This window comes from Clostridia bacterium (assembly GCA_012840125.1).
Taxonomy (GTDB): domain Bacteria; phylum Bacillota; class DULZ01; order DULZ01; family DULZ01; genus DULZ01.
Genome location: DULZ01000065.1, coordinates 12,907 through 37,975, shown reverse-complemented (window position 1 = coordinate 37,975; position 25,069 = coordinate 12,907). Strand labels below are relative to the sequence as shown.

Genomic DNA, 25,069 nt, shown 5'->3' with positions numbered 1-25,069 from the left:
TCCCTTCTTTAATGTTTTGGTTCCAATGAAAATGTTGTAGGGAACGAGCTTTTTTCCTTTTCTAAATGACCGGTTTTGCGGGTTTTTCGTGACCATTTATGTCGATTTTATCATGGCCATTAACAGCATAGGAAGCTCTGTTTAGCTGGATTAGTTTGGAATATTTCTTTTTGTTGGAGAGAGGATAAAAAGGTCAATGACAAAAGGGTGAAGTTAATTGTTCTTAGGCATGGAGTTTGCTATGCAAATTGATTGTGTGGATTTCTGGCCAGGAGGGGGATTTTAGGTGAAAGCAAAACAAGTTATGCTTTGTAATCCTGCCACGGTGCGGCCTGATAACACCATTTCCGAAGTGGGAAAGCTGTTTCTCAAAGCAGATGTTAACTGTGCTCCTGTAGTGGACTACAAGGGAAACGTCGTAGGTATTATTACTTCTTCAAAGATATTGAGTTGCTTATTGTACGACATTCCCAAGGAAGAAAAAATCGAAGCGTACATGGATGATCCTCCAGGTATAATTTCAGAAGATACAGACTTGGAATATATCGCTCAAATCCCAGAAATGGAGCGGCTGCTAGTCATAGATCAGAACAATCGATTGTCGGGTATCCTTTCCAAAGTCGAGTTGATAAAAAGGGTCTACCGCTCATGGGAAGAAACAAAAAACGAATTAAATGTGGTGCTGCAGTCTGTTAGCCACGCTATCATTGCTTATGATAGTGGGGGTCATATCTATTTGTTTAATAAAGGCGCAGAAAAACTGTTAGGGTTAAGAACTCAGGAAGTAACGGGTAAGCCTATAGCGGAAATAGTCCCTTTCCAAGGATGGAAAGAGGTGCTAAAAGGCACGCCTCGTTTAGGATTTAAAATTGAAATAAACGGCAGACACGTGGCGGCTAATGCAACCCCCATTATGAGTGGGCGGGCAGTTGTCGGGGCTGTCATAGTGCTGCAGGACTTATCAGAAATGGAAAACCTAATTCTAGAGCTTTCCAGGGTACGGGAACTGAAAGACCAATTGGACAATATTATTGAATCCTCTTATGACGGCATCATAGTGGTGGATAGCCAGCAAAAGGTACTGAGAGCAAATCGTAGTGCATTGGAACTAATACAGGAAACATGTTCTCCATGTGTTTCCCTGAACGAACTAAACTCAGAACTGGCTCACCAGCTAGCGGATATGGTCAAAATCATCAAAATTTCAAAACAGTCATCGACCAGGGCGTGTATTTTACAAAGTGGGCAGGAAGTGGTAATTACCGGCAACCCTTGTTTTGATAATGAAAACCAGCTAGTTCAGGTCATTTTCAACCTGAGAGACATGACTGAACTTAATTGCTTGAAATCCCAAGTAGCCCATGTGGAGGAGGAAAAGCAGCGGTTTTCGGAAGAGCTTAAAGAACTGAGATCCAAAATTTTAACCGATAAAATCATTACTAAAAGCCCAGCTATGTACTCTGTTATGGAGCTGGTGGTGAGAGTGTCAAAAGTGGATTCCACGGTTTTGATCACCGGCGAGTCAGGGGTCGGTAAAGAGGTAGTAGCTAAAACCATTCATAGCTTAAGTGATAGGCAAGGTGGTCCTTTTATTACCGTGAACTGCGGTGCCATTCCCGAGACATTACTGGAGTCTGAACTCTTCGGTTATGAGAAAGGAGCCTTTACTGGGGCTAGAAAAACAGGGAAAATAGGCTTAATGGAAGCAGCTGATGGAGGCACGTTGTTTTTGGACGAGATTGGTGAATTACCTTTGAACTTGCAAGTAAAGCTTTTGCGAGCCCTGCAGGACAAGGTGATTTACCGGGTAGGAGGAGTTGAACCGGTTAAATTGAATGTGCGGATTATTGCTGCCACCAACCGGAACCTAAAGGAAATGGTGGCAAGGCAGGAATTTCGAGAGGATTTGTTTTACCGCTTGAATGTGGTGCAAATAGAAATTCCCCCTCTAAGAAAGCGGCCGGAAGACATCGTGCCCCTCGCCAACCACTTCCTGGCCAAATATAATAGCCAGTATGGAAAAAATAAAGTGATCAGCCCTGAGGTTTATAAAATATTCGAGCGCTATTCATGGCCGGGCAATGTGCGGGAATTGGAAAATATCGTTGAGAGAGCTGTAATATTAAGCCAGGGTGAAGTAATCGATGCTTCGCATTTGCCGGAGCATTTGGGGCAAGGAGAAAAAAACGCTCAAACAGTAGAGATTAGGATCAAAGAAATAGTCTCCTGGCAGGAGGGTCTAGAGCTAATGGAAAAGGCGCTGCTGAAGAAAGCGCTGGAGAAAGGGATGAGCACCCGTCAGACTGCTGAACTGTTAGGGATAACCCATACGACCGTTATACGAAAACGTAAGCATTATGACTTATAGGAATAATATAGTGGAACTTTTCAGTTCCACCCGGAATTTGGGAGTACCAGCACCGCCAGCAAGCAAGATTATACAGATTTTTCAGAATTTATAATCCAATTATAGACCATAGTGGAACTCAATTGTTCCGCTATTTTTTTTGCACCTATTGAAATGGCGCGTTTTAGACTTTGGCACAGAAGTTGCTGGTCATAGTCATCAAAAACTGGAAGGGGGACTAGATATGAGCCGGAAAATCAAGCATATTCCGGTGAGTGTGAGCATGTACGCCAGCTGGTGGTGGCGTAATTATGGTATCTCATATAACAAGCAGTATTACCATGACCCAGACTACCGGGTAGAAGCTAACCTGAAGCAGCAAAAGATTCTCTATGAACGTTTTGGCGATTTGGGTATGGGCAATCCTAATCCGGAACCCAATCCGTTTATTGATTACGGTATGGTGCTATTGCCCGAAATGTTCGGCTGTGAAATTACCTTTTTCGATGATGCATTACCGTGGGCTAATCCTGCCAACTTGTCGGAAAAAGAAATTGAAAAACTGACGGTACCGGATATTGAAAACAGTTATCCCATGACCGAGATTATTCGGCAAATGGATTATCTTGAGGAGAAATATGGTCGGGTTACAGGTAACATCAATACTACCGGTATTCTAAATCTGGCTTTAAAAATCAGGGGCGACCAGCTGTATCTCGACTTCTATGAAAATCCTCAGCTGGTACACAAGCTGATGAAAATATGTTTGGAAAGCATCATACGTCTAGCTACATATGTCCGGAAAAGAACCGGTACCCTAGCGTCGTCAGTAACCCCGATGGCTCCACCGGAAATGTATGTGCTGCCCAACTGTACCGTAGCTCAGATTTCCAATGAAGCTTACGAAAGATTTGTCCTACCTTATGAGCAGAGACTGGCGGAGGCGATGCGGCCCTTTGGCATTCACCATTGCGGTTCGGTGAATAATGTTGTGGAGGGTTATAGCAAAATCAAGAATCTGGAATTTCTCGAGGTAGGGCCTAATTCTGATTTGGGCCGAGTGAGGGAACTCATGCCGGATGTGTACATCAATGCTAGGATTGATCCGGTGCGTTTGTACAAATGCACTGCGGAGGAAATAGCCGACGACGTGCGCAAAATTATCGATACTGGTGGCCCGCTTGATAAGCTGTCGATCGATGCTGTGGGGGTTGATTATGGGACGCCTGATGCAAACATTAGGGCTATGGTGAATACTGCGAGGGAATACAGCGCCGAGCTGATTAAAGCTGGTCTTTAATCCATATTAACTAGGTAAGGAGGAATGGCAATGCAATTGCTCGAGAACATCAAAAATGCGGTGCTCGCTTACAAACCGGCAGAGGTAAGAAAGCTTTGTCAACAAGCTTTAGATGAAGGAATAGAACCAGACCGCATTCTGAATGAGGGATTAATTGAGGGAATGAATGTCATTGGAGTGAAATTTAAGAATAATGAGATTTTTATCCCAGAGGTCCTGATCGCTGCAAAGGCCACCCACGAAGGATTGGACGTACTGCGGCCCATTTTAAGCCAGCGGCAGACAGAAACCAAAGGGAAAGTAGTGATAGGCACTGTTAAAGATGATCTCCATGATATTGGCAAGAACTTGGTGGTTATGATGCTGGAGGGAGCTGGATTTGAGGTAGTGGATTTGGGAGTGAATGTCTCTCCTGAGAGTTTTGTGGCTGCTATTGAGAAGCATCAACCCCAAATTGTAGGTATGTCCAGTTTAATTACTTCTACTCTTCACTGGGTGGAAGAGACTATCAAAGCAATCCAGAATGCGGGTTTGAGGGATTCTGTCAAAATTATGGTGGGCGGCGCCCCGGTTACCGAGGATTGGGCTAAACAAATTGGTGCAGATGCCTTCGGTAGGGATGCGACCGCTGCTGTAGAGGCGGCGCGTCAATTATTAGGAGTTGCTTAAAAGGGGGAGGAAAACTTGGTCTACACAGAAATTCGGAGTAAGAACAAAGTACTTACCATTGGCCATGATTTGCCGGTGGCAATTATCGGAGAACGCATTAACCCTACTGGTAAGAAAAAACTCGGCGAAGCTTTACTGGCTGGCGATTTTGAACTGGTTAAACGAGAAGCCATTAACCAGGTAAAATATGGTGCTGATGCTTTGGATATAAACGTAGGGGTAGCCGGTGCCGATGAAGTTTCGTTATTGCCGAAGGTAGTCAAACTAGTTGCAGAGACTGTCGATGTACCGTTATGTATCGATTCTAGCCATCCACGTGCTCTGGCCGCAGCTTTAGAAGTTTACGAAGGAAAAGCGTTGGTGAACTCAGTAACAGGGGAAGAAAAATCCCTGGTATCCATCCTGCCGGTGGTAAAGGAGCACGGAGCGGCAGTAGTGGGATTAGTCATGGATGAAGACGGGATTGCTCCTAACCCTGACAAAAGATTGGCGATTGCCTCCAAAATAGTTGAACGGGCTGAACAAATGGGAATCGAACGCTCTGATGTGATTATTGATTGTGTAACTATGACAGTCAGTTCAGATCCACAAGCAGCTCTGGTGACACTGAAAACCATTGAAAAAGTGGTTGCTGAGCTGGGTACGAACATTATTTTGGGAGTGAGCAATGTCTCTTTCGGTTTACCAGACAGGCCCAGTATCACCCGAACCATGCTGGCCATGGCCATCAAGGCCGGGTTAACGTGTGTTATTATGGATCCGACCGCGGAAGGCATGCGGCGGACGGTGAAAGGGGCAGATTTGCTGTTGGGTAAGGACCAGTGGGGGCTAAACTATTTAAATGACTACCGTGAATATTCTGAGCTACATTCGGGCAATGCATCCTGAATAAAGGGGGAATCGAAATCGATGAATGCCTATGGATATTGGATGTTAGGCATTGCCCTTCTTTATACTATGCTCTTAATTGGCGCTGGGATGGTTGCTAGGAAAAGAGTCTCCCAGAGTGAAGGTTTTTTTGTTGGAGGAAGACAGTTCAACCGCTGGACCGTGGCGTTCATGATCACCGGTTTGTTTGCCGGATCTACTTATATTTCCATCTTGGAACTCACTTATCTCAAAGGAATATCGGCTGTCTGGTATGGAGTGGCAGAATTGACCCATATCTTAATCATCGCCATTGTGCTGCTAGGCTCTTTTAGGGAAAAGCTGCTCGTGACTATTTCCGGTTTAATAGGGGATACATACGGCCGGGCGGCTCTAGGCATCGCTGGTTTCATCACTGCGGTTACTTTTCCTATGTGGTCAGTGGCTACAGCTTTGGCCTTTGCCTCTGCTCTGCATGTACTGACGGGCTTGTCTTTAATGGCTTCGGTGACGGTAACGGCAGTGTTGCTTTTGGTCTATTTACAAGCAGGAGGCATGTGGTCGATTGCGTTTACCCAGACAGCCAATTCTATTGCTTTTTTCGCCATGTTTGTTGTGGGCATTATTGCCGTTCTTGCCAGCCCCGGTCTTGAGGGGCTGGCCCATTTGAAGCTGACGCAGCCGGAAATGTTTGACCTGGACCATGTAGGTTTGCAGATGATCATGGCTTGGTTTGGTACGTTCTGGGTAAATGTGCTGGTTGCTCAAGCAGCTTTCCAGATGGCTCTGTCTTGTAAAACCCCGGAAGAAGGGAGGAAAGGGCTATATATTGCGGCAGGCTTTAATGCGATTTTCATTATTATGGCTGTAGTTATTGGTCTGTCGGCGGCTGCAGTTACTCCAGGTATCAGTAGGGGTCTGGTAGCGGTACCCACGTATTTGATGGGAACATTGCCTCCTTGGATGGTAGGCGTATTCACCCTGGGGATTTGGGCGGCGGCTTTAGGCTGGGGTGCACCTTGCCAGTTTTCCGGCGCTACTTCTCTGGGCAAGGATTTTGGCAAAGCCATTTATCCCCAGGTCAGTCCTGAAACCCAAGTTAAGTGGACCAAAATATCCCTGGTGATTTTAACTGTTCTCATGGTGGTTTACGGGTTCTTGCGGGCGGAAAACGCAGCTTGGTGGAATGTTTTTGCCTGGACAGCTCGTAACGGAGCCACTTTTGCACCTGTATTAGCTGCCCTGGCCTGGCCGGTGGCCACCCGCAAGGGGGTTTTAGCAGCCATGGTACTTGGATTTACCAGCGGCTTAGTGTGGAACAGCCTAGGCAACTGGTCAGCAGAAAACTTCTACCTTAATACTCACCCTGTCTGGGTAGGAATGATTTTTAATATTGCAAGTCTAGTGGTATTTAGCCTGGTGGGCCGCATCGGCAATCTCAAATTTAGCACTAATGTATCGGGTACGAAACGGCTCATCGGTTTTGGGAGTGCATTGATGGCGATAGCCTTACTCTTTTTGATAGCACTAGATTACGCCTGGCTGTTTGACAAAGGGTTATTAGGCATGTTCCTGTTCATACTGGTATTCCTGGTTTGGATAGTTTTGATCAGTTTTGTCCAGCTGGCGGAGGGAAGCTGTATATCGACAGCCAAAGAAATGGATATGGACACCGGCAGCATCGGTAAATAAGCAAAAAACCATCAATTGACCCTTGTGTTGCAGGCACAAGGGTCATTCACTTATAGAGATACTTGTCTGGCAGGGGGTATGGGATATGATGGAATATTTCGGTTTGTTATTCGTCTTAGGGATGCTGGGAGGATTTTTTTCAGGTTTGCTAGGCCTGGGAGGCGCCATTTTGATGATACCTCTTCTTTTATATGTGCCTCCCTTATTTCACCTGGCTCCACTGGATATGAAAACGGTAGCTGCCATCAGTACTTTACAGGTGTTCGCCAGTGCAGCTTCTGGTGCGATCGCTCATCGCAAAAGAAGAGCTTTCAGCATGAAAGTGATCAAAACCATGGGGTTGCCGGCGGCAGTAGCCGGATTCGGCGGGGCTTTCCTTTCCCAATACGTCAATCCGAAAATACTCTTAGCGATTTTTGCCGGCATTTCCACCGTTGCTACTTTCCTTATGTTTGTGCCCAAAAAAGTACTCGAAAATGATGAAAAGGAACTTGATTTTAATCCCTTTTTGGCTTCTTCGTTAGCTGCTATAATTGGCTTCATAGGAGGTATGATCGGAGCTCCCGGCGCTTTTATTTTTGTACCGGTTTGTGTGTATATTTTAAATATACCGTTGCGGGTGACTATTGGCTCTACCTTGGGCATTGTGTTGTTGACTTCATTGATGAGCATGATCGGCAAAATTGCCAGCGGACAGATGGTTTGGTTGCTGGGAGTGGCGTTAGTCCTCGGCTCCGTACCTGCAGCCCAGTTGGGTTCGAGGGTATCCCATCGGGCTCCCGTTCAGGTACTCCATTGGATGATGACTTGCGTGGTGGCCTTGTCATCCCTCAAATTGTGGACTGATGTATTTAAATAAAAAAAGGTGGTGTAATGGTGGTTAAAGGAAGGATTGATTGTGGCATTTGCGGGCATTATGTTGAAGTGTTGGCAGAAGCCAAAGGACGGGGTGAGGTCAAATTAGAAATTAAGAGCAATTGCGGCAATTATCAAAAACTGTCCGAAAGCCTGCAACAAGCCGATGCCTTTAAAGAGCTTTTTTCACCTTTAGGCCAAGGAGAGGTTTTCCAGCTGTTTGCCAAGACGATTCCCCACCCCAGTTGTCCGGGATTATCGGGTATTCTTAAGACTATAGAAGTGGCGGCAGGATTGGCTTTGCCGCAAGAAGCATCTATCAACGTAGAAAAAATCGACAATCTAGTCTAATTCTTATGGACTTCTTATGGCAGGAGACATTTTCATTATCCCAAAGTGTTGTCAACGCCGGAATTGATTTGACCCATTAGCGCCGGACTAATTTTGACCCACCTGTGCGCTTGGCGTCGCCTAAATTCCGGTCTCGAGCTTGTCCTTTAATCGGTAGCTGTTGCCCCGGATGTTTATCACGTGACAGTGGTGCGACAGCCTGTCCAATACGGCTGTTGCCAGAACTGGGTCGCCCAGCAATTCGCCCCACTCGCCAAAGCTCTTGTTGCTGGTCAAGATGAAGCTCCCTTGTTCATACCTAGCCGGAACCAACTGGAAAAACAGATTCGCGGCCAGCGGGTCGAGAGGAAGAGAGCCAACCCCATCCACGATAAACAACCGAGGTCTTAGATATATTCTCATCCGCTTGTCCAAACGGTTTTCCTCATATGCTTTGCATAAGTCGTTTTCCAGTTGGGGGAGAGAGACAAAATATACGGATAACCCTTGGGCAATAGCCTCCATGGCAATGGCTACCGCCAGATGCGTCTTGCCCACTCCCGGTGGTCCGAGAAACAGTACGTTCTCATGTCTTCCCACAAAGGTCGAGCCGGCCGGTTCCCGGATAAGCCGTTCCTCAATACTGGGTTGAGAGGAAGAGTCAAACTCTTCCAAGGTATTCTATTGCGAGTCAATTGCTCCATCCAAGTTGAAGGCGCCATTGGGGTACTTAAACATGACATGGGATTTCGCCGTTTTCTCATGCGAGGCCAGGCAAAAGTGCAAATCGAGCTCTTCTTGTTGGCGATTGCCTTTAACATAAACAAACTCCACAGCAAGATCCAGACCAACCGCTGTGGAGCATACCTGCACATTCTTAAGGCTGTTTAGCGGATAAATGAAAAGTCATTTTCAAGGAAAGAGCCTTCCCTAGCTTTGCTGTGCCCAAAATTGGGACGGAATGACATATAAGACCATCAAAATCAGTTTTCGATCACTAAGAAGGGCGTGTCGCCCTGCGTTCTTGATTTAACGTTTTGCGACACGCCCCTTCTATGTCTGGTGGAGGCGAGGGGAGTCGAACCCCTGTCCGAAGGAGTACCCACAAAAGCTTCTACCAGGATAGTCCTTGTTTTACTTTCGCCGGAAATAGCTCCCAAGGACAGGATCTACTTCCGACTAATCCGCTGGTTTTCCCCCAGGCTTAGCGGATCGTGGGCCTGAAGTATCCCGCTGGTCGGCCCCCTATCCTACGCCGCGGGAGAGCGAAGGTAGGAGGTTAGCTGAATTAAGCAGCTAAAGCGTAATTTTCTTTGGCACTTAATGTTGGTCCACCGTGTTACGGGCTAGTGGGACCCCGCCTGGCTACTTTTGCCAATACATTCCCCCGTCGAAACCAGTACGCCCCCATACTATTATCATTATACACTATTAACCCAGCTTTTGCTTCTCCCGCAGGGCTTTGGCCATTTCCCGCTTGGCGTCTCTTTCCGCCATGGCGTCTCGCTTATCATAGAGCTTCTTACCGCGGGCCAAGGCCAGTTCCAGTTTGGCCAAGCCCCTGGGGTTGAAATAGACTTTCAAAGGCACCAGGGTCAGCCCTTTCTCCTGCGTCTTGCCAATCAAACGGCGAATTTCGGATTTGTGCATCAACAGTTTCCTGACTCTCTTGGGGTCATGATTAAAGCGGTTGCCCTGATCATAAGGGCTGATATGCATGTTGTAAAGAAACACTTCGCCGTTTTCCACCCTGGCAAAACTGTCCTGCAGGTTGGCTCTCCCCAGCCGGAGGGATTTCACCTCGGTGCCCGTTAAGGCGATGCCGGCTTCATAGGTTTCCTCGATAAAATAATCGTGTCTTGCTTTCCGGTTCTCGGTGACGACTTTTATTCCCTTGCCGGTCACTTCGTTTCCCTCCGCTGAGATAAAACAACCCTTGTGCTGCTCCGAAAGCATCCAAGGGTCCTGCTCAATCTATGGCTTCAAGTGCACCTTTATTATAACACAACTGGTTCTCCTGTCAACCTGGTTCATTTACCCGCTACTGGTAATAGGCGCAGGGGCCCAGGGAACACTTGCCGCATACATCACAGAGCCCGAGGTCTTGAAACGTTTTCGCGACTTCCAGAAGCCGCCCGTAACATGCTTGCTTATCCAAACCCTGCTCCGTCAGGGCACCGGCGGGACAAGCTTTGACGCAATACAAGCACTGACTTTCCTTCTTGAAAAGGCAGAATTCGTCCTGCGGCCGCGGGGAAGGGGGAATGCCCGCATCTATCACGAAGCTGCCGAAACGGCCGGCACAGCCTTTCCCCGTGATGACCTGCCGGTGGTGGCCAAACCGTCCCAGCCCGGCAATTACGGCGGCGCTTTTATGGGACCAGACCGCCTTTAAACTGACCGGGTCGAAGTTATGGGTGGCTTTCTGGAAAGCGGCTCCGACGCCTTCCTGCCCGAGCCATTCCTGCATCTCCCGGCAGATGTCCCCGATTAAACGGTTGGTTTCCACATAGGCGACGGCCCATTCCCGGGCTACTCCTGCCGCCCGGCGCTGGGCGGCGATCACTTCCTTCCCGAAGGGGATGAAAAAGGCTACCACCGTTTTTGCTCCCGGCAGCAAGTCTTCCGGCAGCAAGTGGTGGGGGCCGATGACCTCTTTCAGTTCATGGAATAAGGGATCCCGGGCGGCGGCAAAACCCACCAGGGGCTCGCGGTAGGGGGTGGATCCCTGCGCCTGGGATACCAGTTCTTTGATCCGGTTTGTAATGGGGACAGCCAAATCCATAGGCATCACCTCACGTCAAAAATGCAGGCAGGCACCCCACAAAGCCGCCGGCAAGGTGGTGGCTGAGAAACCTGCCAAAGGCTGGATCGATGGCGCCGGCGGCCGGTGATGGGTTACCGGGGGTGCAGGCGTAGACTGCGCCATTGCTCCCTTCCGGTATTACCGGTCGGGGCTCGTACTCCCTTATTATACAACATCCGGGGTGAAGTGGCGCGGCAAAGATAAGGAGTTGGGTATTGACTGGATGTCAGAATTATTATACGATTCTGTAAAAATAGACCGATCGGTCGGTCTAACAAGAGAAAAGGAGGAGATGCACAAAATGATGAGAGTCCCCCTCAACATCAGCACCATGTTGGAAAGGGCCGAAAAACTCTTTCCCCACAAAGAAGTGGTCTCTCGCACCTTGACCAAAATGCACCGGTTAACTTACAAGGAAGTAGGCGAGAGAACCAGGCGGCTGGCCAGCGCTCTGGTAAAGCTGGGTATTGAGCCCGGGGACCGGGTAGCCACCTTTGCCTGGAACCAGCACCGCCACCTGGAAGCTTATTTTGCCGTGCCTGGTATCGGAGCCGTTTTGCACATGGTTAATATCCGCTTATCACCGGACCATATCGTTTACATCATCAATCACGCGGGCAACAAAGCTCTATTCATTGATGAGGACTTATTGCCTATTATTGAAAAGATTAAAGACCGGCTTACTACCGTGCGGCATTTCATCCTGATGACCGACCAAGAAGAGTTACCGGAAACATCCGGCCAGCCTTTGTACTCTTATGAAAAACTGCTCGCCCAAGGAGACCCCACTTTCCCTTTCAGAAAGGACATCGACGAATTTTCCCCTGCCGGTATGTGTTTCACCTCGGCGACCACAGGAAACCCCAAAGGAGTTGTCTACACTCACCGTGCGCTCTTCCTCCACAGCCTGTGCCTGGGGTTAGCGGATACACTGGCCCTATCGGAAAAAGACGTGTGCATGCCCGTGGTGCCCATGTTCCATGTCAACGCCTGGGGTATGCCCTATGCCGCCACCTGGTTCGGTACCAAGCAAGTTTTCCCGGGGCCGCAGTTTACCCCGAAGATCCTGGCCGATCTGATTGAGCAGGAGAAAGTGACCTTTACCGCCGGTGTACCTACCATCTGGCTGGGCCTGCTGCAGGAGATCGAAAAGGGCGGCCGGGATATGAGCAGTCTGCGGGCCGTGGTCTGCGGCGGTTCCGCTGCGCCGGTGTCCTTGATTAAGGCTTATGAAGAAAAGCATAAGATCCCCTTCATCCATGCCTACGGTATGACGGAAACCACGCCGGTGGTGACGGTTTCTCGCTTAAAGAGGCACCAGGAGAACCTGCCTCAGGATGAGAAGTACACTTTCAAGGCGAAGCAAGGCTTACTGGTGCCCGGGCTGGAAATGCGGGTTGTAGGTGCTAATGGAGACGTAGCTTGGGACGGTAAGGAAATGGGTGAACTCCTCCTGAGAGGCCCGTGGATTGCCGACGGGTACTACAACGACGAGCGGTCCGGCGATACCTTTAAGGACGGTTGGCTCCACACCGGGGACATCGCTACTGTGGACCAAGAAGGCTTTGTCAAACTGGTGGACAGGACCAAAGACCTGATTAAGAGCGGTGGGGAATGGATCTCCTCGGTGGATCTGGAGAATGCCCTCATGGCCCATGAAGCCGTTTTCGAGGCTGCCGTGGTGGCCGTGCCCAGTGAAAAATGGGATGAGAGGCCGGTAGCTTGTGTTGTTTTGAAAGAAGAGTATAAAGGCAAAGTATCGGACAAGGATCTGATTGAGTTCCTAAGACCCAAATTTGCCAAATGGTGGCTCCCGGATGCCATTATCTTCATGGATGAAATTCCCAAGAGCTCCGTAGGTAAAATGCTCAAGCGCGCCCTGCGTGAACAAATCCGCGACAAAGTGAAAGTCAGCTAAAATAGATCCAATTTTCAAAATTTTCAGGTACGAGTCTCAATAGAGTGTTATAATAACTCTAGCGAGACTCTTATTTTTCAGCCCACTGCGGAGCAGGCTTCAAGCCGGGGAGGCAAGAACATGCAAGACAGGAGAACCAGGATTATCCAAGCTGCCGTCAAGCTGTTTAAAGAGCGGGGCTTTCACCAGGTTTCCGTGCGCAACATCATTAAGGAGGCCGATGTTTCCAACGGCTGTTTTTATCATTACTTTACTGCCAAGGATGAGCTGTTGTTTGCTATCAATGAATTTATCATGGATTATGTGTTGGAAAAGGCCCAGGAGGTACTCCAGCCCGGCAAGACCCCCGTGGAGAAACTCCACGGCATCATTTCCGGTTTCATGAGTACCTTCTACCGGTATAATGACGCCGTGGTGGTCATGTACCAGGAAAACCACTACCTGGCGCCGGAGTACTACCAGAAGATGCGGCAGAAGCGGGATTTGTATTACCGGATTCTCACGGATGTCCTGGCGGAAGGAGTGGCCAAGAAGGAGTTCCGGCCCCTGGAGCCCCTGCCCATCGTGGCTTTCATGATTTTCGGCATGGTGAACTGGCTGTACATCTGGTATGACCCGGAGGGTGATTTGTCCATTGAGGAGCTGCGGGATCGCTACATAGATTTTATTTTCCACGCCCTTTTGACGGAGGAAGCCAAGCAAAACCCCTCGTACCGGTCATACTTCTTGCAGTCGCCCTATTCCGCCTGAGCATGAAGGGAGTTTAAACGCCGGCCGGGTTCCACGGGTTCCGGCAGCATTTGCCACGGGGGTGGGGGAGCGGTTGAAGTTCCTGCTTCCATGGTTCGCCCTTTTGTTTTGACATTTGCCTTTGGTTGTCCAGGGTTTTATGCTAAACTATACTAAGTACAAGAACTTGGATAGGGAAAGGGGATTTGGCCATGCCGGAGAAAATCACGATGAAAACCCCGCTGGTGGAGATGGACGGGGACGAAATGACCAGGATTATCTGGCAAAAAATCAAGGAAATCCTTTTGGAGCCTTACATAGAGCTGAAAACGGAATATTACGATTTAGGGCTGCCCAACCGGGATGCCACCGAGGATCAGGTGACCATTGAGGCGGCCCTGGCCACCAAGAGACTGGGGGTGGCGGTGAAATGCGCCACCATTACCCCCAATGCCCAGCGGGTGGAAGAATACAAGCTGAAAAAGATGTGGAAAAGCCCCAACGGCACCATCCGCGCCATCCTGGACGGGACCGTGTTCCGCACCCCCATTGTGGTGAAGCACATCAAGCCTTTGGTCAAAACCTGGCGGAAACCGATTACCATTGCCCGCCATGCCTACGGTGATGTTTATAAGGATGTGGAGTACCGGGTGGACAAGCCCGGCAAGGCGGAACTGGTGTTTACCGCGGCGGATGGGGACACGTCCCGGCAGATCATACATGAATTTGCGGAAAGCGGTGTCATCCTGGGGATGCATAACCTGGACAGCTCCATCCGGAGCTTTGCCCGGGCGTGTTTTAATTATGCGTTGGATATCAAGCAGGACCTGTGGTTCGCTACCAAGGACACCATTTCCAAAGTGTATGACCATTCCTTTAAGGACATTTTCCAGGAAGTCTTCGAGCGGGAGTTCCAGGACAAATTTGAGGCGGCCAAGCTGGAGTATTTCTACACCCTCATCGACGATGCGGTGGCCCGGGTCATGCGTTCCGAAGGCGGTTTCATCTGGGCCTGCAAGAACTATGACGGGGACGTGATGTCCGACATGATTGCGGCGGCGTTCGGCAGCCTGGCCATGATGACCTCGGTGCTGGTGTCCCCCGAGGGCCATTTTGAATACGAAGCGGCCCACGGCACCGTGACCAGGCACTATTACAGACATCTAAAAGGGGAGGAAACTTCGACCAATTCCATGGCCACCATCTTTGCCTGGACCGGTGCTCTGCGCAAGCGGGGAGAGCTGGACAACCTACCGGATCTGGTAACCTTCGCCGGTGCTTTAGAGAAAGCCTCCATTCAAACCATAGAAGAAGGGGTTATGACGAAAGATTTGGCCGCTTTGGCGGAGATAGACGATATCAAGGTAGTCAATACGGAGGGCTTCTTAAAAGAAATCGCCAAGCGGTTGGCGGAGAACCTCCGATAACCATGAAGGGCTACCGGGAAAACTCCCGGCAGCCCCATTTTATTGCTTACTTGGGAGGGTGTCTGTTGCAGAAGCTTGAGTCTTGCTATCAAGCTGTCTAGACCTTGTCGATGATGTTTAACAGAAGACTGGATGGTTGCCAGCGTAGGTATGGAAACCAAGTAGCAGGTCTTATGGTCAGGATCATCGCAAAGGTGTTAAGAACCAGCTCATGGGTGGCATAACGATGCCAGTTCTTGTGATGCGAACTAGCATGCTGAGCAATGATGTGATTTCTCACGATCTCAAATTCTCAATTCGTTTGACTTCACGTGCACAGACTCACCGGTATCATTTTAGCGCCAGAGAGTCAAATGCTTTCGGATGTCAACAGCCAGGCCGGAAAACACGGCTGCCGACTTGGTGGCCTAATGAAGCATAGCATTAATTCTGTCGAAGTCAATACTAATCGGTGCTTTGGCAGCTAGGAAATCTTTATCTCTCTTTTTGTAGTCAATAATTATAATTCCTGTGAGTGTCTCATCATCCTCGGAGAGGCTGATGAAAAAACCAGGAGCTATTTCTTCAGAGAAGGAAGGCCTAGGTTCGCCAAAGTAGATGTAAAGAACATCATGCAAATAATCATAACTAAACTCGATCCCTTCCACTCTTGCCAATTTTTGCGCGAACATAGATTATCCCTCCTTCTACTGATTCCTGAATTTTCTTTTTGGGGATGACAGTTACGACATCACCGCTACCATCAGTTGTATTATAATCTACGACCACAACGAGATATGTAAGTCTTTTAAGATGAGGAAGAGTAACTAAATCTACGTATTTCTGGCGCGTATCTGAGACATCCTCAGGGTTGTTTGGCAATATGAATGCGGGGTCTTCTATTACTTCTTTAACAGTATTTTCCTGACCAACCAATTCTATACGTTTATGATGCCCTCCGGTAATATGATTATACCATGTGGTGGCTTTTAGCTGAACTGTTCGACCTAACGGATCAGTAGTGCTAAAGATGATTTCGGGTTTGTTGCCAATGTTCATCTTATTCTTCACCTTTAAGGTTAGCCAATGTTGATTTCTCCTTTCTCTTGAGCTTCCCGCAGCTTCTCTTCTTTCGGTTCAGGTATGGGACCAAAAATGTTTTCGTACACAGCTATGTTATCATTTAAGATTTGGGCGAAGACTTTTGCATGCTGAGGACTCATTTTTATTATTCCTAGCTGTTTTTCGTTGTTGTTGAATTTTTCCCTAAGAATTATTTCAAAGTCATAGAGGCTGAACCCTACACTTAAGGAGTTGCAATACACTGAGAAACATGACCTTTCATCTGTTATAGGTGAAAAGCATTGCTTTTCGTGTTCCATTGGGATAACCTCCTTTGTTTATTCTTTTTCCATTTGAGGTATTAGATGGATTACAATTTTCTACAAAAAATAGGAAACTCCTTCATATATTAATCGCCGTAAAGAGCTATAAATGCCGTTGTTTACGGGTTATTTCGTAACATGTAGTTGGTGTTCGTGGAAAATGGCTTGTTCCCAGTTTAGCTGTACGCGTTTTTTGTGCGTTTAGTACACCCGCCTCATAAGGCATGTAAAGGAAATCTTCAGCGTTTAGCGAAGAACAAACAATATACCTAGATTGGCTGGTTAAGACGGTAAGAATGGATTTACCTGGTAGCGGAAGAAATTGTCTACAATAGACTGCTGAAAAGGCTCTCAGAAGCTAGTCTCATTGTCGGAACCCAGCAAATATCCCTGCTTCCTGTAGAACCGGAAGATTTTCGCCAACTGGCTGAAGGTATTTTGACACCGGAAGAATTGGAGGCCAGAGCCAGGGAACGATTGGTCGCCCAACGACAACGTACCGAAAGTATGGAGCTCAGCGCTGGGGAATTGTACGAGATTTATCAAAGGATGAGTAAAGCGATTGACGGCATTTCATCACCGGTTACGCTGGAAGATATTTGGACCACGCTGGTGGAATCGGAGCATCTACGTTCCTTGGGGTGTGAAATAATCGGACAAAACGGCCGTCAAGGTTTGAAAATATCGGGTGTACCGGGAGTGGCTGCCGACGTTGTGTTAACAATTTCACGGGAACTTTACGAAGAAGGCTTGGCTGACGGTACTGCTAAGGTACATTTTGCTTCCTATGGAGATCCTGTCTTCGATGCTGTTTTGGATTATTTTAGCCAGTATGATCTGCCTACTTGCATAACCAAATTGACGGTTCCAGTGCCCCAATTAGAAGAGGTAGAAGTAGTAGCTTTGGCTGCCGTGTGCCAAGAATCCGGTGGAAAGAGAAAAGCGGTGTTGATCCGGTCCTGGCAAGACCTAAAAGAGCTGCAACTAGCTGAAGGAGACAGGGTTCACGAGACGGAACTCCATGAACTGCGTCAGCAACTGGAGCGGGAAGTGAACAAGGAGTTCAATCATTATTTTGGTCTGCAGCGGATTGAAAAACATAATGTGCGGGTGGCTGTTGCTCATGAAGTGGTTACCCTTTTGGTAGCTAAGAACTTATTGGAAGTCCGAGGACATAATGCCGGCAAGTCACCTCTGTTTTGGCCGGTGCTCAAAGAAGTGGAGGAACTGGTGCTGGAAAGGGAGCGTATACTTATTGATGGTCTACCAACCAGTATCCTTCGAACTTTCAGCCAAGAGCTGCTTTTTGATTACCACGTTCCCAGCCTCGGTGATGTTGAAGCGGTCCCAGTACCGAGAATTATCTTAACTTCTGCTTGTCATGTCGCCGGGCGACTAGCGGATAGTCTGAAAAAGAAAAAGAGCGAACTGAGTCTCGTGACGGTACTGGGGCGCATTAACAGAGAAGTGGCAGTACGCATGCGGGAAGTGTAAACCGGCTAGTTGTTTGCGAGCATGAAACACGGCATCCAAGAACGGATGCCATCGTGATCTACCATGTGAGGCCATCTATTGATTATTGTTCAACAGATGGCTCTTTCTGTCTGGTGGAGGCGAGGGGAGTCGAACCCCTGTCCGGGTGGCGGCGTTCGGCAGCTTGGCCATGATGACCTCGGTGCTGGTGTCCCCCGAGGGCCATTTTGAATACGAAGCGGCCCACGGCACCGTGACCAGGCACTATTACAAGCACTTGCAAGGGGAAGAGACCTCCACCAATTCCATGGCTACCATCTTTGCCTGGACCGGTGCTCTGCGCAAAAGGGGAGAGCTGGACAACCTACCGGATCTGGTAACCTTTGCCGGTGCTTTAGAGAAAGCCTCCATTCAAACCATTGAGGAAGGCATCATGACCAAGGACTTAGCCGCCCTGGCGGAGATGGACAATATCACGGTGGTCAACACCGAGGGCTTCTTAAAAGAAATCGCCAAGCGATTGGCGGAGAACCTCCGATAACCATGAAGGGCTACCGGGAAAACTCCCGGCAGCCCTTATTTTTGAATTACTCGGCCACCTTGGGGGAAACCGGCAGCTTGACATCTCTGGCGCCGGTATCTTTTTTCTCCCATTGGGTGAAGATATTGAAGTTTTCAATGACAAACAAGTAAACCAAGAGGACCAGCGCAAACAGGCTGACGGTGATCACCCATTCCATCCAGGAAGGGACGTATCCGGGTCCCAAAGTGCGATACATGCCGGTAAAGACCACGTTCACGCGGCTTAAGACCACCCCGGCGATGGCGGCCGCGCAAAAAGCGATTTGCCCCGGCCGGCTGTTGAGCCAAGGAGTGAAGCAGATGATGATGGGAATGATCACACCGACGGCCAGCTCCAACAGCAGCATATTCCCTTCAAGGGTGCCGGCAAAGACCCTGCCTAGCATACCCCGCCCGGCCAGGTCATAGATCTTTAAAACGAGATAACCAAGCATAATGTAGCCGGAAACCCGCAGCAGGCTTTTGATGACGGCATCATCGAAACGCAAACTGTACTTTTTGTTTACCCGCAGCGTCTCCAGGGAGATGACCGCCGGTCCCACAAAGAAGGAGGAAATCAGGAAAAACCAGGGTAAGAGAGGGGAGAACCAGAGGGGATCCAGTTTCCCCGCCATAATGAGGTAAATGGCGCCTAGGGAGGCCTGGTGACCAAAAGGCAAAAGGGCCGCAATGATGATCACCGCCGGCATAAGGATGGAGATGAGCTTATGCCACTTTTGGCCGATTTTTTCCGTGACGATTTCGGCAAACTCAATCAACTGCATCAATGTATAACCGGCAACACACATGAAGACTTCAAACATGGGGGAATGATAGCCCCAGGAGACAAAGGGACGCCAGAAATTATCCCACCGGCCGATTTCAATAATCAATACGGCTAACACAAAGATATAGGTCAAGAAGGAGATCAACAAAGAATGCCGCACGACGGTTTTATACTTTTTAATGTTCAGGATATTAGCCAAGACGGCCACACTGAACCCGGTCCCTGCCAGGGCGATAGCTGACAGGTCCACGCCAATCCACAATCCCCAAGGCCATTGATCGTTGAGGTTAGTAGCACCTCCCAGCCCCACATAGAGGCGATAAAAGATCATAACCAGGCCGATGACAGTTAAAGCAATTAAGAGTTTTCTAAAGGTCGTTAATTGGAAACTCCACCTATGGGTTGGCATGCTTCACTCCCCCTTGCTGTTTTTCTCTTCATTTTCCAGCCGCCGCTTGGTGTAAATATTCAGTGCCGTGAAAAGAGCACCCCCGCCTAAGAATACCGCCGGCGTCCATTTGAGATACTCATGGGTAAAGCTGGGCAGGGCCGTGTTGGGTACTTGGGTGTTCATGCCCAGTTCCTCAAAGGGTACATCGGAGAGATACAGCCAGCCGGTGCCCCCCGCTTCCGTTTCCCCGTAAATATGCTTCACATATTTGTGGTCACTGTTGATGGTTTCTTTCGCTTGCTGCAGCAGTGCATCCCGCTCGCCGAAAGTCAAGGCCCCGGTGGGACAAACAGTGGTGCAGGCGGGAGCCTCCCCGTGGGCTACCCTGGTGTCACACATTTGACATTTGGTGACGGCGGGCAGCATCTTGTCCCACTGGTATTTGGGGACCTCAAAAGGACAAGCCAGGATACAATAGCGGCACCCTACGCACAGCTCGGGATGGTATACCACCGGTCCTCCTTCGCTGCGGCTTAAGGCTTTGGAAAAACAGACAGAAGCGCAAGCGGGTTCGAGGCAATGAAAGCATTGCCTTTTCACAAACCGCCAAACCACTTTATCGTCCTTCTCCACCTGGTAGTGGTTGACCGTCGTCCAGTTATTGCTGGTGGCCCTGGCTTCCGGCCCCTGAGCCGGCTCATCTTCTTTGTATTTCAGATCGTTCCAGAGTTTGCAAGCCACGGCGCAGCTGCCACAACCCACGCACTTAGTAATATCTACCAGCACACCTTTACTCATTGCCTATACCTCCGTCTCCAGATCTTAAGCCAACCTCTTAGCTGTCAGTTTTCCAGCCCGCGAGGTGTAAGCAGTGTGCAGGAGCTCGTGGGCCAATTCGCTCATGGGATGCTGCAGGAATGTTTGATACAATTCTAAAACCTCTTTGTTTTCATAACTCTCCCTTAAGACGTAAGCCTCGTCCTTTTGATACATGCTGGCCATCCGTTGCTCGCGGACGTAATCTGCCGGCGGCACGCTGGTGCGAGGCTGACCTCCGCCGGAGATGCACCCGCCGGGGCAAGCCATAATTTCTATGAAATGGTAGGGAAGGTTGTTTTTGTAGGCGCTTTCGCATATTACCCTGGCATTACCCAATCCATGCACCACCGCTACTCGCAATGTACCTACACCGGGAATATCAACGGACCCTTCCTTGATGCCTTGCAGGCCGCGAACGGGTTGGAAATCAAACAGCTCGGCCGGAGCCTTATGTCCGGTTAATAAATAATATACGGAGCGGACCGCCGCTTCCATTACCCCGCCGGTGTTGCCGAAGATCAATGCGGCACCGGAACCCTCTCCTAAGAGGGGATCATATTTTTCTTCGGGTAGCTCAGGCAAGTTAATGCCATCTTCTTTCAACATGCGGGCCAGTTCCCTGGTGGTCAAAACGTAATCCACGTCCCGGATGGTTTCTTTGCCCCAGTACTTGCCGCTGGCATTGAATTCCGGCCGTTGGGCCTCAAATTTCTTGGCCGTGCAGGGCATGATGGCCACGCTGACGATTTTGCCCGGGTCGATGTTTTTCGTGCTGGCAAAGTGTGTCTTGATAACCGCGCCGGCCATTTGCATAGGAGACTTGGCAGATGAAATATGATCTTTCAGATCCGGGTAGAAGTATTCAAAAAACTTAATCCAACCCGGGCAGCAAGAGGTAAACTGCGGCAAGGGAGCGTCGATTTTTCCGGTCATCCGCTGGATGAGTTCGGTCCCTTCCTCCATAATGGTCAGGTCGGCGGTGAAGTTGGTGTCAAAGACGTAGTCGAACCCTAATCTCCTTAAAGCAGCCACTTGCCGCCCTTCAACCCAGGCACCTGCCGGTAGGCCGAATTCTTCGCCCAGACCGACCCGCGTGGCAGGAGCGGTCTGCACTATCACTATCTTTTCAGGATCCGCCAGCGCTTCCCTCACTTTCGCTATATCGTTTCTTTCGGTGATAGCTGCGGTGGGACACCATAAAGCGCACTGGCCGCAGTGGACACAAACGAAATCATCGAACACCGGCAGGTCGTAATAGCCGAACACGCTTTGCACCTGTTGGCAGACTTCCAAGCACTGGCCGCACAAAATGCATTTCTGGTCATTTCTGATTAAAGAAGGATTCAGCGGGTCTAAAGGTACCCGACCCCTGACTTGCACGGGCCAAGATCCGGGAATCTCATATTGCTCCGGCAGCCAACCGGTGCCGGCCGTATCATCGACAATGGTACAACCGGTGAGAGATGCTGTCGCGCCTATGATGCCTGCGCTGGTCAGCATTTTGAGGAAACTTCTTCTTGTGAACCGCTTCTCTTTTTCCAACTCCTTGAGTGTGCTCATCCAATGCTTCCTCTCCTTACTTTTTTAATTTTTTTAACTTAGCTATAAATTAAAAACTATAAGAATAATTTTATACTGATTCTAGTAAGGATACAAATAACAAATACATAACATATGCTAACAATTCTAACAAATAACTAAAAAATGTTTGCGCAAATCTTAATAAAAATGAAAAGGGAAAATCATCACAATCGCGAACTTTCATTAAAAGTAAGGCTTTGCAACAATATTTAGGGAGTGACCCGCATGGAAGCAAAAATAAGAGTCATGACGGTAGGCAGCACGGAAATTATCGCCCAGGAATTGTTGGCCGTGGTCAAAGATATTTTCGGCGATGAAGTCGCCGCCGGGGGCATCCCGGTCAAAGCTTTACAGGATCCCGCCATGGCGGACTTATTTGTGGCATTACCCACCAGAGTGGATGAAGTTGTCTCAAAAGGTGTGCCCCGGGATAAAATAGTCGCCCTGGAACTGGTTCCGGATACTCCTTTCTACCTGGCCCTGGCCAGGCTGCCGGCGGGTGCCACGGTCGTTGTGTTCAACAACAATTTCGCCCAGGGGAATAAAATCATCGAGTATTGCCGCCAGAAGGGGTTAGACCATCTCAAATATGAAGTCATCGCTTACAATGAGATGCCGGAGGAGGAAGTGGCGGCAGGATTGGCGGCGGCCAAGTACATAGCCGGTGCGGAGACCATGGTAGGACCCGAGGGGATGCTCCGTGTCAAGTACGATGGGTATGTGCCTAAAGAGGCAGTGATCATCGCTGCCAGGAGAATTGCCACTTATGACAGTACAAAGGAAGTCATCAAAGGTGTTTTGCGGGTTAACTATGAGCGCCTGGTCAGCGAAACCCAGCAGATTTCCCAAAACTTGAATGACCAGATTGAGGAAATCACCGCAGCTATTCAGGAGATGGATAAATCCATTGAGAATACGGGTATCACGGTCACGGCGGTAGTGACCAAGATTGCGGAAGACGTGGCCAATATCAATCATCTTTACACCATTGCTGATTCACTGGTCAAAGCGGCCGACAGCATCAATGCGGTGATGGATACCATTAGGAACATTGCCAGGCAAACCAACCTGCTGGCTTTGAATGCGGCCATTGAGGCGGCAAGAGCCGGGGATTTAGGCAGGGGATTTGGCGTCGTGGCCCAGGAAGTGAGGAAGCTGGCCAATGACAGCCAGGCTTCCGCCGACCGGATCAAGTCCTATGTGGATAACATGCATCAAGTGGTGGGGGATATTGCACCTGCCCTGGAACAGCTGGCCCACGAAATGAAGGTGAATCAGGAGCACATCGAGAATATCGCTACCTTATCCATGCAGGAGAAAGGCGCCATCGGTGATATTTCCCAAGCCATCACCAACATCAAGACGACGAGCGAAAACTTGCTGCAGCGCTGTCAAATAGTGTTAAAATAAAGATGGTGATGGACATGAAACGCGGGGACATCTTATTGTGTGATTTGGATGCTTTTTTTGCCTCGGTGGAGCAATTGGATCATCCCCAGCTAAAAGGTAAGCCGGTGATCGTGGGCGGGGACCCCGGCGGCCGGGGCGTGGTGTCAACTTGTTCCTATGAGGCCCGGGCCTATGGGGTGCGGTCCGCCATGCCTATGTTCATGGCGAAGAAGCTGTGCCCCCATGGGATCTTCCTGCCGGTGAACTTCAAGAGGTACAAGGAGATGTCCCGGAAAGTGGTGGCCATTTACCAGCGGTTCACCCCTCTTATAGAGGAGGTTTCCATCGACGAGGCCTACTTAGAGGTAAACCGGGGCACCGGCCTGGCCGTGGCCCGGTCCATCCGCAAAGCGGTGCGAGAAGAGCTGGGCCTGGCTGTTTCCATCGGGGTGAGCAGCAACAAGCTCCTGGCGAAAATCAGCAGCGGCCTGGCCAAGCCCGACGGCTGCCTGGCCATTTGGCCCGAAGAAGCGCCGGAAAAACTGGGCGGCCATTCCGTCCGGCTCATTCCCGGCATCGGACCAAAGACGGCGGAGAAACTGAAAGGTTATGGGATTGAAACCATCGCCCAGCTGGCTGCTTATCCCCGGGAATGGTTCTTGCGGGAATTCGGCAGCTGGGGCGAAGAAATGTATGACTACGTCCACTGGCGGGATGACCGGCCTCTGGTCCTGGACCGGGAACGGAAATCCATCGGCCGGGAGGAAACCCTGCCGGAGGATGTGACGGATGAGAAACAAGTGCTGTCGATTCTAAACGGCTTGAGTGCAGAAGTAGGTTACCGGCTGAGAAAATCCGGTCATTTGGCCAGGACCGTCACCCTGAAAATCAGGTATGCGGATTTTAAAACCATTACCAGGTCCTGTACCTCGGAAGATTTATTCTATACCGATCAAGATATCTTCGCCGCTGCCAGGGAACTTTACCTGTCTTTGAAAAACCTGGCTCCCATTCGCCTGGTCGGAATCCAGGTTTCCAACCTGGAGCAGGGGAGGCAGCTCAGCCTCTTCGATGACCGGAAAGAAAAAGAAATTAAGCTGGCCCAATTGGTAGACCAGCTTAATGATAAGTACGGTAAAGGGACTATTAAAAGGTCCAGCCTTTTCAAGCCCTGAGCGCCTAATCGATTCGTTCCCCCGCCGACCCGGGTTTAAGGCTGTAGATAGCTTCCACGTGCACTTTTACCACCGCTTTCGGTTTGGGCATGCCCGCCTGGGCGGACATGGCGGCTGCCCGCTCGTATAACTCTCCTTCGTGCAGCACTTCCGCCGTGCCCACAAAGCGATACCCGTCTAAAACACTCCGGTCCGCGACGGCAATTGCCACCTTGGGATTTGCCAGTAAATTCTGATAAGTTTGCTTGCCGGTGCCTTCCACAAACATCAAAGTTGAATCGTCCAGTACCCGGGTGGAGCGTTTCGGTCCGATATTGGGATACCCGTTCTCATCCACCGTGGCTATGTAGCATTGATGGTTGGCCACCATTTCTTTCATGGCTTCCGTCAATTTGGCCATGGCGATACCTCCCGTCGTTTTTGCCTCATTATCCCATAATTAACCTCTAAAGTCAATGATTGACGCCATCTTACCACCACAGGCACGTTCTTCACCTGTACCGCCGCAGATTTAACATTCCCTTAACATTTCTTTAAGAATGCCCCTCTATAATGGGCTTGAACAAGCCAATATCTTAAAGAAAGGGAG

The 25,069-nt window shown here is 49.5% G+C and carries 24 protein-coding genes, 1 other RNA gene and 1 pseudogene; 15 read left to right on the top strand and 11 right to left on the bottom strand.

Translation table 11 applies throughout. From position 1 onward, the window contains the following. Positions 1-286: 286 nt before the first annotated feature. From GXX34_08230 to GXX34_08200, 7 genes are all read left to right on the top strand, one after another. Positions 287-2,368 (top strand): sigma 54-interacting transcriptional regulator, encoded by a 2,082-nt coding sequence (locus tag GXX34_08230; protein HHW07493.1) that lies wholly within the window; start codon positions 287-289, stop codon positions 2,366-2,368. A 223-nt stretch (positions 2,369-2,591) separates the two neighbouring features. Then, complete coding sequence (locus GXX34_08225) at positions 2,592-3,647, top strand: hypothetical protein (protein ID HHW07492.1); 1,056 nt, start codon at positions 2,592-2,594, stop codon at positions 3,645-3,647. A 30-nt stretch (positions 3,648-3,677) separates the two neighbouring features. After that, on the top strand, positions 3,678-4,316 hold the full coding sequence (locus tag GXX34_08220) for a cobalamin-binding protein (protein HHW07491.1): 639 nt from the start codon (positions 3,678-3,680) through the stop codon (positions 4,314-4,316). Positions 4,317-4,331: 15 nt separating this feature from the next. After that, positions 4,332-5,204 carry a dihydropteroate synthase gene (locus GXX34_08215; GenBank protein HHW07490.1) on the top strand — a complete coding sequence of 291 codons (873 nt, stop codon included), beginning with the start codon at positions 4,332-4,334 and terminating at the stop codon, positions 5,202-5,204. A 21-nt stretch (positions 5,205-5,225) separates the two neighbouring features. After that, the gene (locus GXX34_08210) at positions 5,226-6,875 is read left to right on the top strand and encodes a sodium:solute symporter family protein (GenBank protein HHW07489.1); all 1,650 of its coding nucleotides are present in this window, start codon (positions 5,226-5,228) and stop codon (positions 6,873-6,875) included. An 88-nt stretch (positions 6,876-6,963) separates the two neighbouring features. Then, positions 6,964-7,734 (top strand): sulfite exporter TauE/SafE family protein, encoded by a 771-nt coding sequence (locus GXX34_08205; GenBank protein ID HHW07488.1) that lies wholly within the window; start codon positions 6,964-6,966, stop codon positions 7,732-7,734. 14 nt (positions 7,735-7,748) lie between these two features. Next, positions 7,749-8,081, top strand: a complete 333-nt coding sequence (locus GXX34_08200; protein HHW07487.1) for a hypothetical protein — start codon at positions 7,749-7,751, stop codon at positions 8,079-8,081. Between the two features lie 120 nt (positions 8,082-8,201). On the opposite strand, the gene GXX34_08195 is transcribed toward GXX34_08200, so the two are convergent. Next, positions 8,202-8,735: an ATP-binding protein gene (locus GXX34_08195; protein ID HHW07486.1), complete on the bottom strand. Its 534-nt coding sequence runs from the start codon at positions 8,733-8,735 to the stop codon at positions 8,202-8,204. Between GXX34_08195 and GXX34_08190 the strand changes: the two are divergent. Next, positions 8,718-8,951 (top strand): annotated as a pseudogene (locus tag GXX34_08190) (transposase). The gene GXX34_08195 and the pseudogene GXX34_08190 overlap by 18 nt on opposite strands. A 169-nt stretch (positions 8,952-9,120) precedes the next feature. Here GXX34_08190 and ssrA read toward each other — a convergent pair. From ssrA to GXX34_08175, 3 genes are all read right to left on the bottom strand, one after another. Next, positions 9,121-9,469: a transfer-messenger RNA gene (gene ssrA, locus GXX34_08185) on the bottom strand. Positions 9,470-9,491: 22 nt separating this feature from the next. Next, entirely contained in the window at positions 9,492-10,016 is a 525-nt protein-coding gene (gene smpB / locus GXX34_08180; GenBank protein HHW07485.1) for an SsrA-binding protein SmpB, read from the bottom strand. A gap of 85 nt (positions 10,017-10,101) precedes the next feature. After that, a complete protein-coding gene (locus GXX34_08175; GenBank protein ID HHW07484.1) occupies positions 10,102-10,845 on the bottom strand; it encodes an epoxyqueuosine reductase in 744 nt (247 codons plus the stop codon). A gap of 322 nt (positions 10,846-11,167) precedes the next feature. Here GXX34_08175 and GXX34_08170 point away from each other — a divergent pair, with 322 nt between their 5' ends. The 3 genes from GXX34_08170 to GXX34_08160 all read left to right on the top strand — a co-directional run bounded on the left by GXX34_08170 (position 11,168) and on the right by GXX34_08160 (position 14,940). Further along, entirely contained in the window at positions 11,168-12,784 is a 1,617-nt protein-coding gene (locus GXX34_08170; GenBank protein HHW07483.1) for a long-chain fatty acid--CoA ligase, read from the top strand. A gap of 120 nt (positions 12,785-12,904) precedes the next feature. After that, positions 12,905-13,534: a TetR/AcrR family transcriptional regulator gene (locus tag GXX34_08165; GenBank protein HHW07482.1), complete on the top strand. Its 630-nt coding sequence runs from the start codon at positions 12,905-12,907 to the stop codon at positions 13,532-13,534. Between the two features lie 191 nt (positions 13,535-13,725). Beyond that, the gene (locus GXX34_08160) at positions 13,726-14,940 is read left to right on the top strand and encodes an NADP-dependent isocitrate dehydrogenase (protein ID HHW07481.1); all 1,215 of its coding nucleotides are present in this window, start codon (positions 13,726-13,728) and stop codon (positions 14,938-14,940) included. A gap of 407 nt (positions 14,941-15,347) precedes the next feature. Here the strand turns inward: GXX34_08160 and GXX34_08155 are convergent, their stop codons facing one another. Genes GXX34_08155 through GXX34_08145 form a run of 3 tightly spaced genes read right to left on the bottom strand, consistent with a single transcriptional unit; the run spans position 15,348 to position 16,301 of the window. Then, positions 15,348-15,611: a DUF2283 domain-containing protein gene (locus GXX34_08155; protein HHW07480.1), complete on the bottom strand. Its 264-nt coding sequence runs from the start codon at positions 15,609-15,611 to the stop codon at positions 15,348-15,350. Then, complete coding sequence (locus GXX34_08150; protein ID HHW07479.1) at positions 15,568-15,978, bottom strand: hypothetical protein; 411 nt, start codon at positions 15,976-15,978, stop codon at positions 15,568-15,570. The genes GXX34_08155 and GXX34_08150 overlap by 44 nt, the downstream gene beginning before the upstream one ends. 20 nt (positions 15,979-15,998) lie before the next feature. Continuing rightward, positions 15,999-16,301 (bottom strand): DUF3467 domain-containing protein, encoded by a 303-nt coding sequence (locus GXX34_08145; GenBank protein HHW07478.1) that lies wholly within the window; start codon positions 16,299-16,301, stop codon positions 15,999-16,001. A 441-nt stretch (positions 16,302-16,742) separates the two neighbouring features. Here GXX34_08145 and GXX34_08140 point away from each other — a divergent pair, with 441 nt between their 5' ends. Both GXX34_08140 and GXX34_08135 read left to right on the top strand, forming a co-directional pair. Beyond that, positions 16,743-17,798, top strand: coding sequence for a hypothetical protein (locus GXX34_08140; protein HHW07477.1), 1,056 nt, complete (start codon positions 16,743-16,745; stop codon positions 17,796-17,798). Between the two features lie 169 nt (positions 17,799-17,967). Next, complete coding sequence (locus tag GXX34_08135; protein ID HHW07476.1) at positions 17,968-18,318, top strand: hypothetical protein; 351 nt, start codon at positions 17,968-17,970, stop codon at positions 18,316-18,318. A gap of 46 nt (positions 18,319-18,364) precedes the next feature. Here GXX34_08135 and nrfD read toward each other — a convergent pair whose 3' ends face one another. Genes nrfD through GXX34_08120 form a run of 3 tightly spaced genes read right to left on the bottom strand, consistent with a single transcriptional unit; the run spans position 18,365 to position 21,895 of the window. Beyond that, the gene (gene nrfD / locus GXX34_08130) at positions 18,365-19,534 is read right to left on the bottom strand and encodes a polysulfide reductase NrfD (protein ID HHW07475.1); all 1,170 of its coding nucleotides are present in this window, start codon (positions 19,532-19,534) and stop codon (positions 18,365-18,367) included. A gap of 3 nt (positions 19,535-19,537) precedes the next feature. Then, positions 19,538-20,314 (bottom strand): 4Fe-4S dicluster domain-containing protein, encoded by a 777-nt coding sequence (locus GXX34_08125; GenBank protein ID HHW07474.1) that lies wholly within the window; start codon positions 20,312-20,314, stop codon positions 19,538-19,540. 24 nt (positions 20,315-20,338) lie between these two features. Then, a complete protein-coding gene (locus GXX34_08120; GenBank protein HHW07473.1) occupies positions 20,339-21,895 on the bottom strand; it encodes a hydrogenase in 1,557 nt (518 codons plus the stop codon). Positions 21,896-22,279: 384 nt separating this feature from the next. On the opposite strand from GXX34_08120, the gene GXX34_08115 reads away from it, so the two are divergent. Together GXX34_08115 and dinB are read left to right on the top strand one after the other, a co-directional pair. Further along, entirely contained in the window at positions 22,280-23,326 is a 1,047-nt protein-coding gene (locus tag GXX34_08115; GenBank protein ID HHW07472.1) for a hypothetical protein, read from the top strand. Between the two features lie 14 nt (positions 23,327-23,340). Further along, positions 23,341-24,480: a DNA polymerase IV gene (gene dinB, locus GXX34_08110; GenBank protein HHW07471.1), complete on the top strand. Its 1,140-nt coding sequence runs from the start codon at positions 23,341-23,343 to the stop codon at positions 24,478-24,480. A 4-nt stretch (positions 24,481-24,484) separates the two neighbouring features. Here dinB and GXX34_08105 read toward each other — a convergent pair whose 3' ends face one another. Beyond that, positions 24,485-24,880, bottom strand: a complete 396-nt coding sequence (locus GXX34_08105) for a pyridoxamine 5'-phosphate oxidase (GenBank protein HHW07470.1) — start codon at positions 24,878-24,880, stop codon at positions 24,485-24,487. Positions 24,881-25,069 lie beyond the last annotated feature (189 nt).

Coding starts and splice junctions, on each gene's coding strand:
- GXX34_08225 (HHW07492.1), top strand. CDS start 2,592: ATGAGCCGGAAAATCAAGCATATTCCGGTGAGTGTGAGCATGTACGCC.
- GXX34_08220 (HHW07491.1), top strand. CDS start 3,678: ATGCAATTGCTCGAGAACATCAAAAATGCGGTGCTCGCTTACAAACCG.
- GXX34_08210 (HHW07489.1), top strand. CDS start 5,226: ATGAATGCCTATGGATATTGGATGTTAGGCATTGCCCTTCTTTATACT.
- GXX34_08205 (HHW07488.1), top strand. CDS start 6,964: ATGGAATATTTCGGTTTGTTATTCGTCTTAGGGATGCTGGGAGGATTT.
- GXX34_08200 (HHW07487.1), top strand. CDS start 7,749: ATGGTGGTTAAAGGAAGGATTGATTGTGGCATTTGCGGGCATTATGTT.
- smpB (HHW07485.1), bottom strand. CDS start 10,016: ATGCTTTCGGAGCAGCACAAGGGTTGTTTTATCTCAGCGGAGGGAAAC.
- GXX34_08175 (HHW07484.1), bottom strand. CDS start 10,845: ATGGATTTGGCTGTCCCCATTACAAACCGGATCAAAGAACTGGTATCC.
- GXX34_08170 (HHW07483.1), top strand. CDS start 11,168: ATGATGAGAGTCCCCCTCAACATCAGCACCATGTTGGAAAGGGCCGAA.
- GXX34_08165 (HHW07482.1), top strand. CDS start 12,905: ATGCAAGACAGGAGAACCAGGATTATCCAAGCTGCCGTCAAGCTGTTT.
- GXX34_08160 (HHW07481.1), top strand. CDS start 13,726: ATGCCGGAGAAAATCACGATGAAAACCCCGCTGGTGGAGATGGACGGG.
- GXX34_08155 (HHW07480.1), bottom strand. CDS start 15,611: ATGTTCGCGCAAAAATTGGCAAGAGTGGAAGGGATCGAGTTTAGTTAT.
- GXX34_08150 (HHW07479.1), bottom strand. CDS start 15,978: ATGAACATTGGCAACAAACCCGAAATCATCTTTAGCACTACTGATCCG.
- GXX34_08145 (HHW07478.1), bottom strand. CDS start 16,301: ATGGAACACGAAAAGCAATGCTTTTCACCTATAACAGATGAAAGGTCA.
- GXX34_08135 (HHW07476.1), top strand. CDS start 17,968: ATGATGACCTCGGTGCTGGTGTCCCCCGAGGGCCATTTTGAATACGAA.
- nrfD (HHW07475.1), bottom strand. CDS start 19,534: ATGCCAACCCATAGGTGGAGTTTCCAATTAACGACCTTTAGAAAACTC.
- GXX34_08125 (HHW07474.1), bottom strand. CDS start 20,314: ATGAGTAAAGGTGTGCTGGTAGATATTACTAAGTGCGTGGGTTGTGGC.
- GXX34_08120 (HHW07473.1), bottom strand. CDS start 21,895: ATGAGCACACTCAAGGAGTTGGAAAAAGAGAAGCGGTTCACAAGAAGA.
- GXX34_08115 (HHW07472.1), top strand. CDS start 22,280: ATGGCGGACTTATTTGTGGCATTACCCACCAGAGTGGATGAAGTTGTC.
- dinB (HHW07471.1), top strand. CDS start 23,341: ATGAAACGCGGGGACATCTTATTGTGTGATTTGGATGCTTTTTTTGCC.
- GXX34_08105 (HHW07470.1), bottom strand. CDS start 24,880: ATGGCCAAATTGACGGAAGCCATGAAAGAAATGGTGGCCAACCATCAA.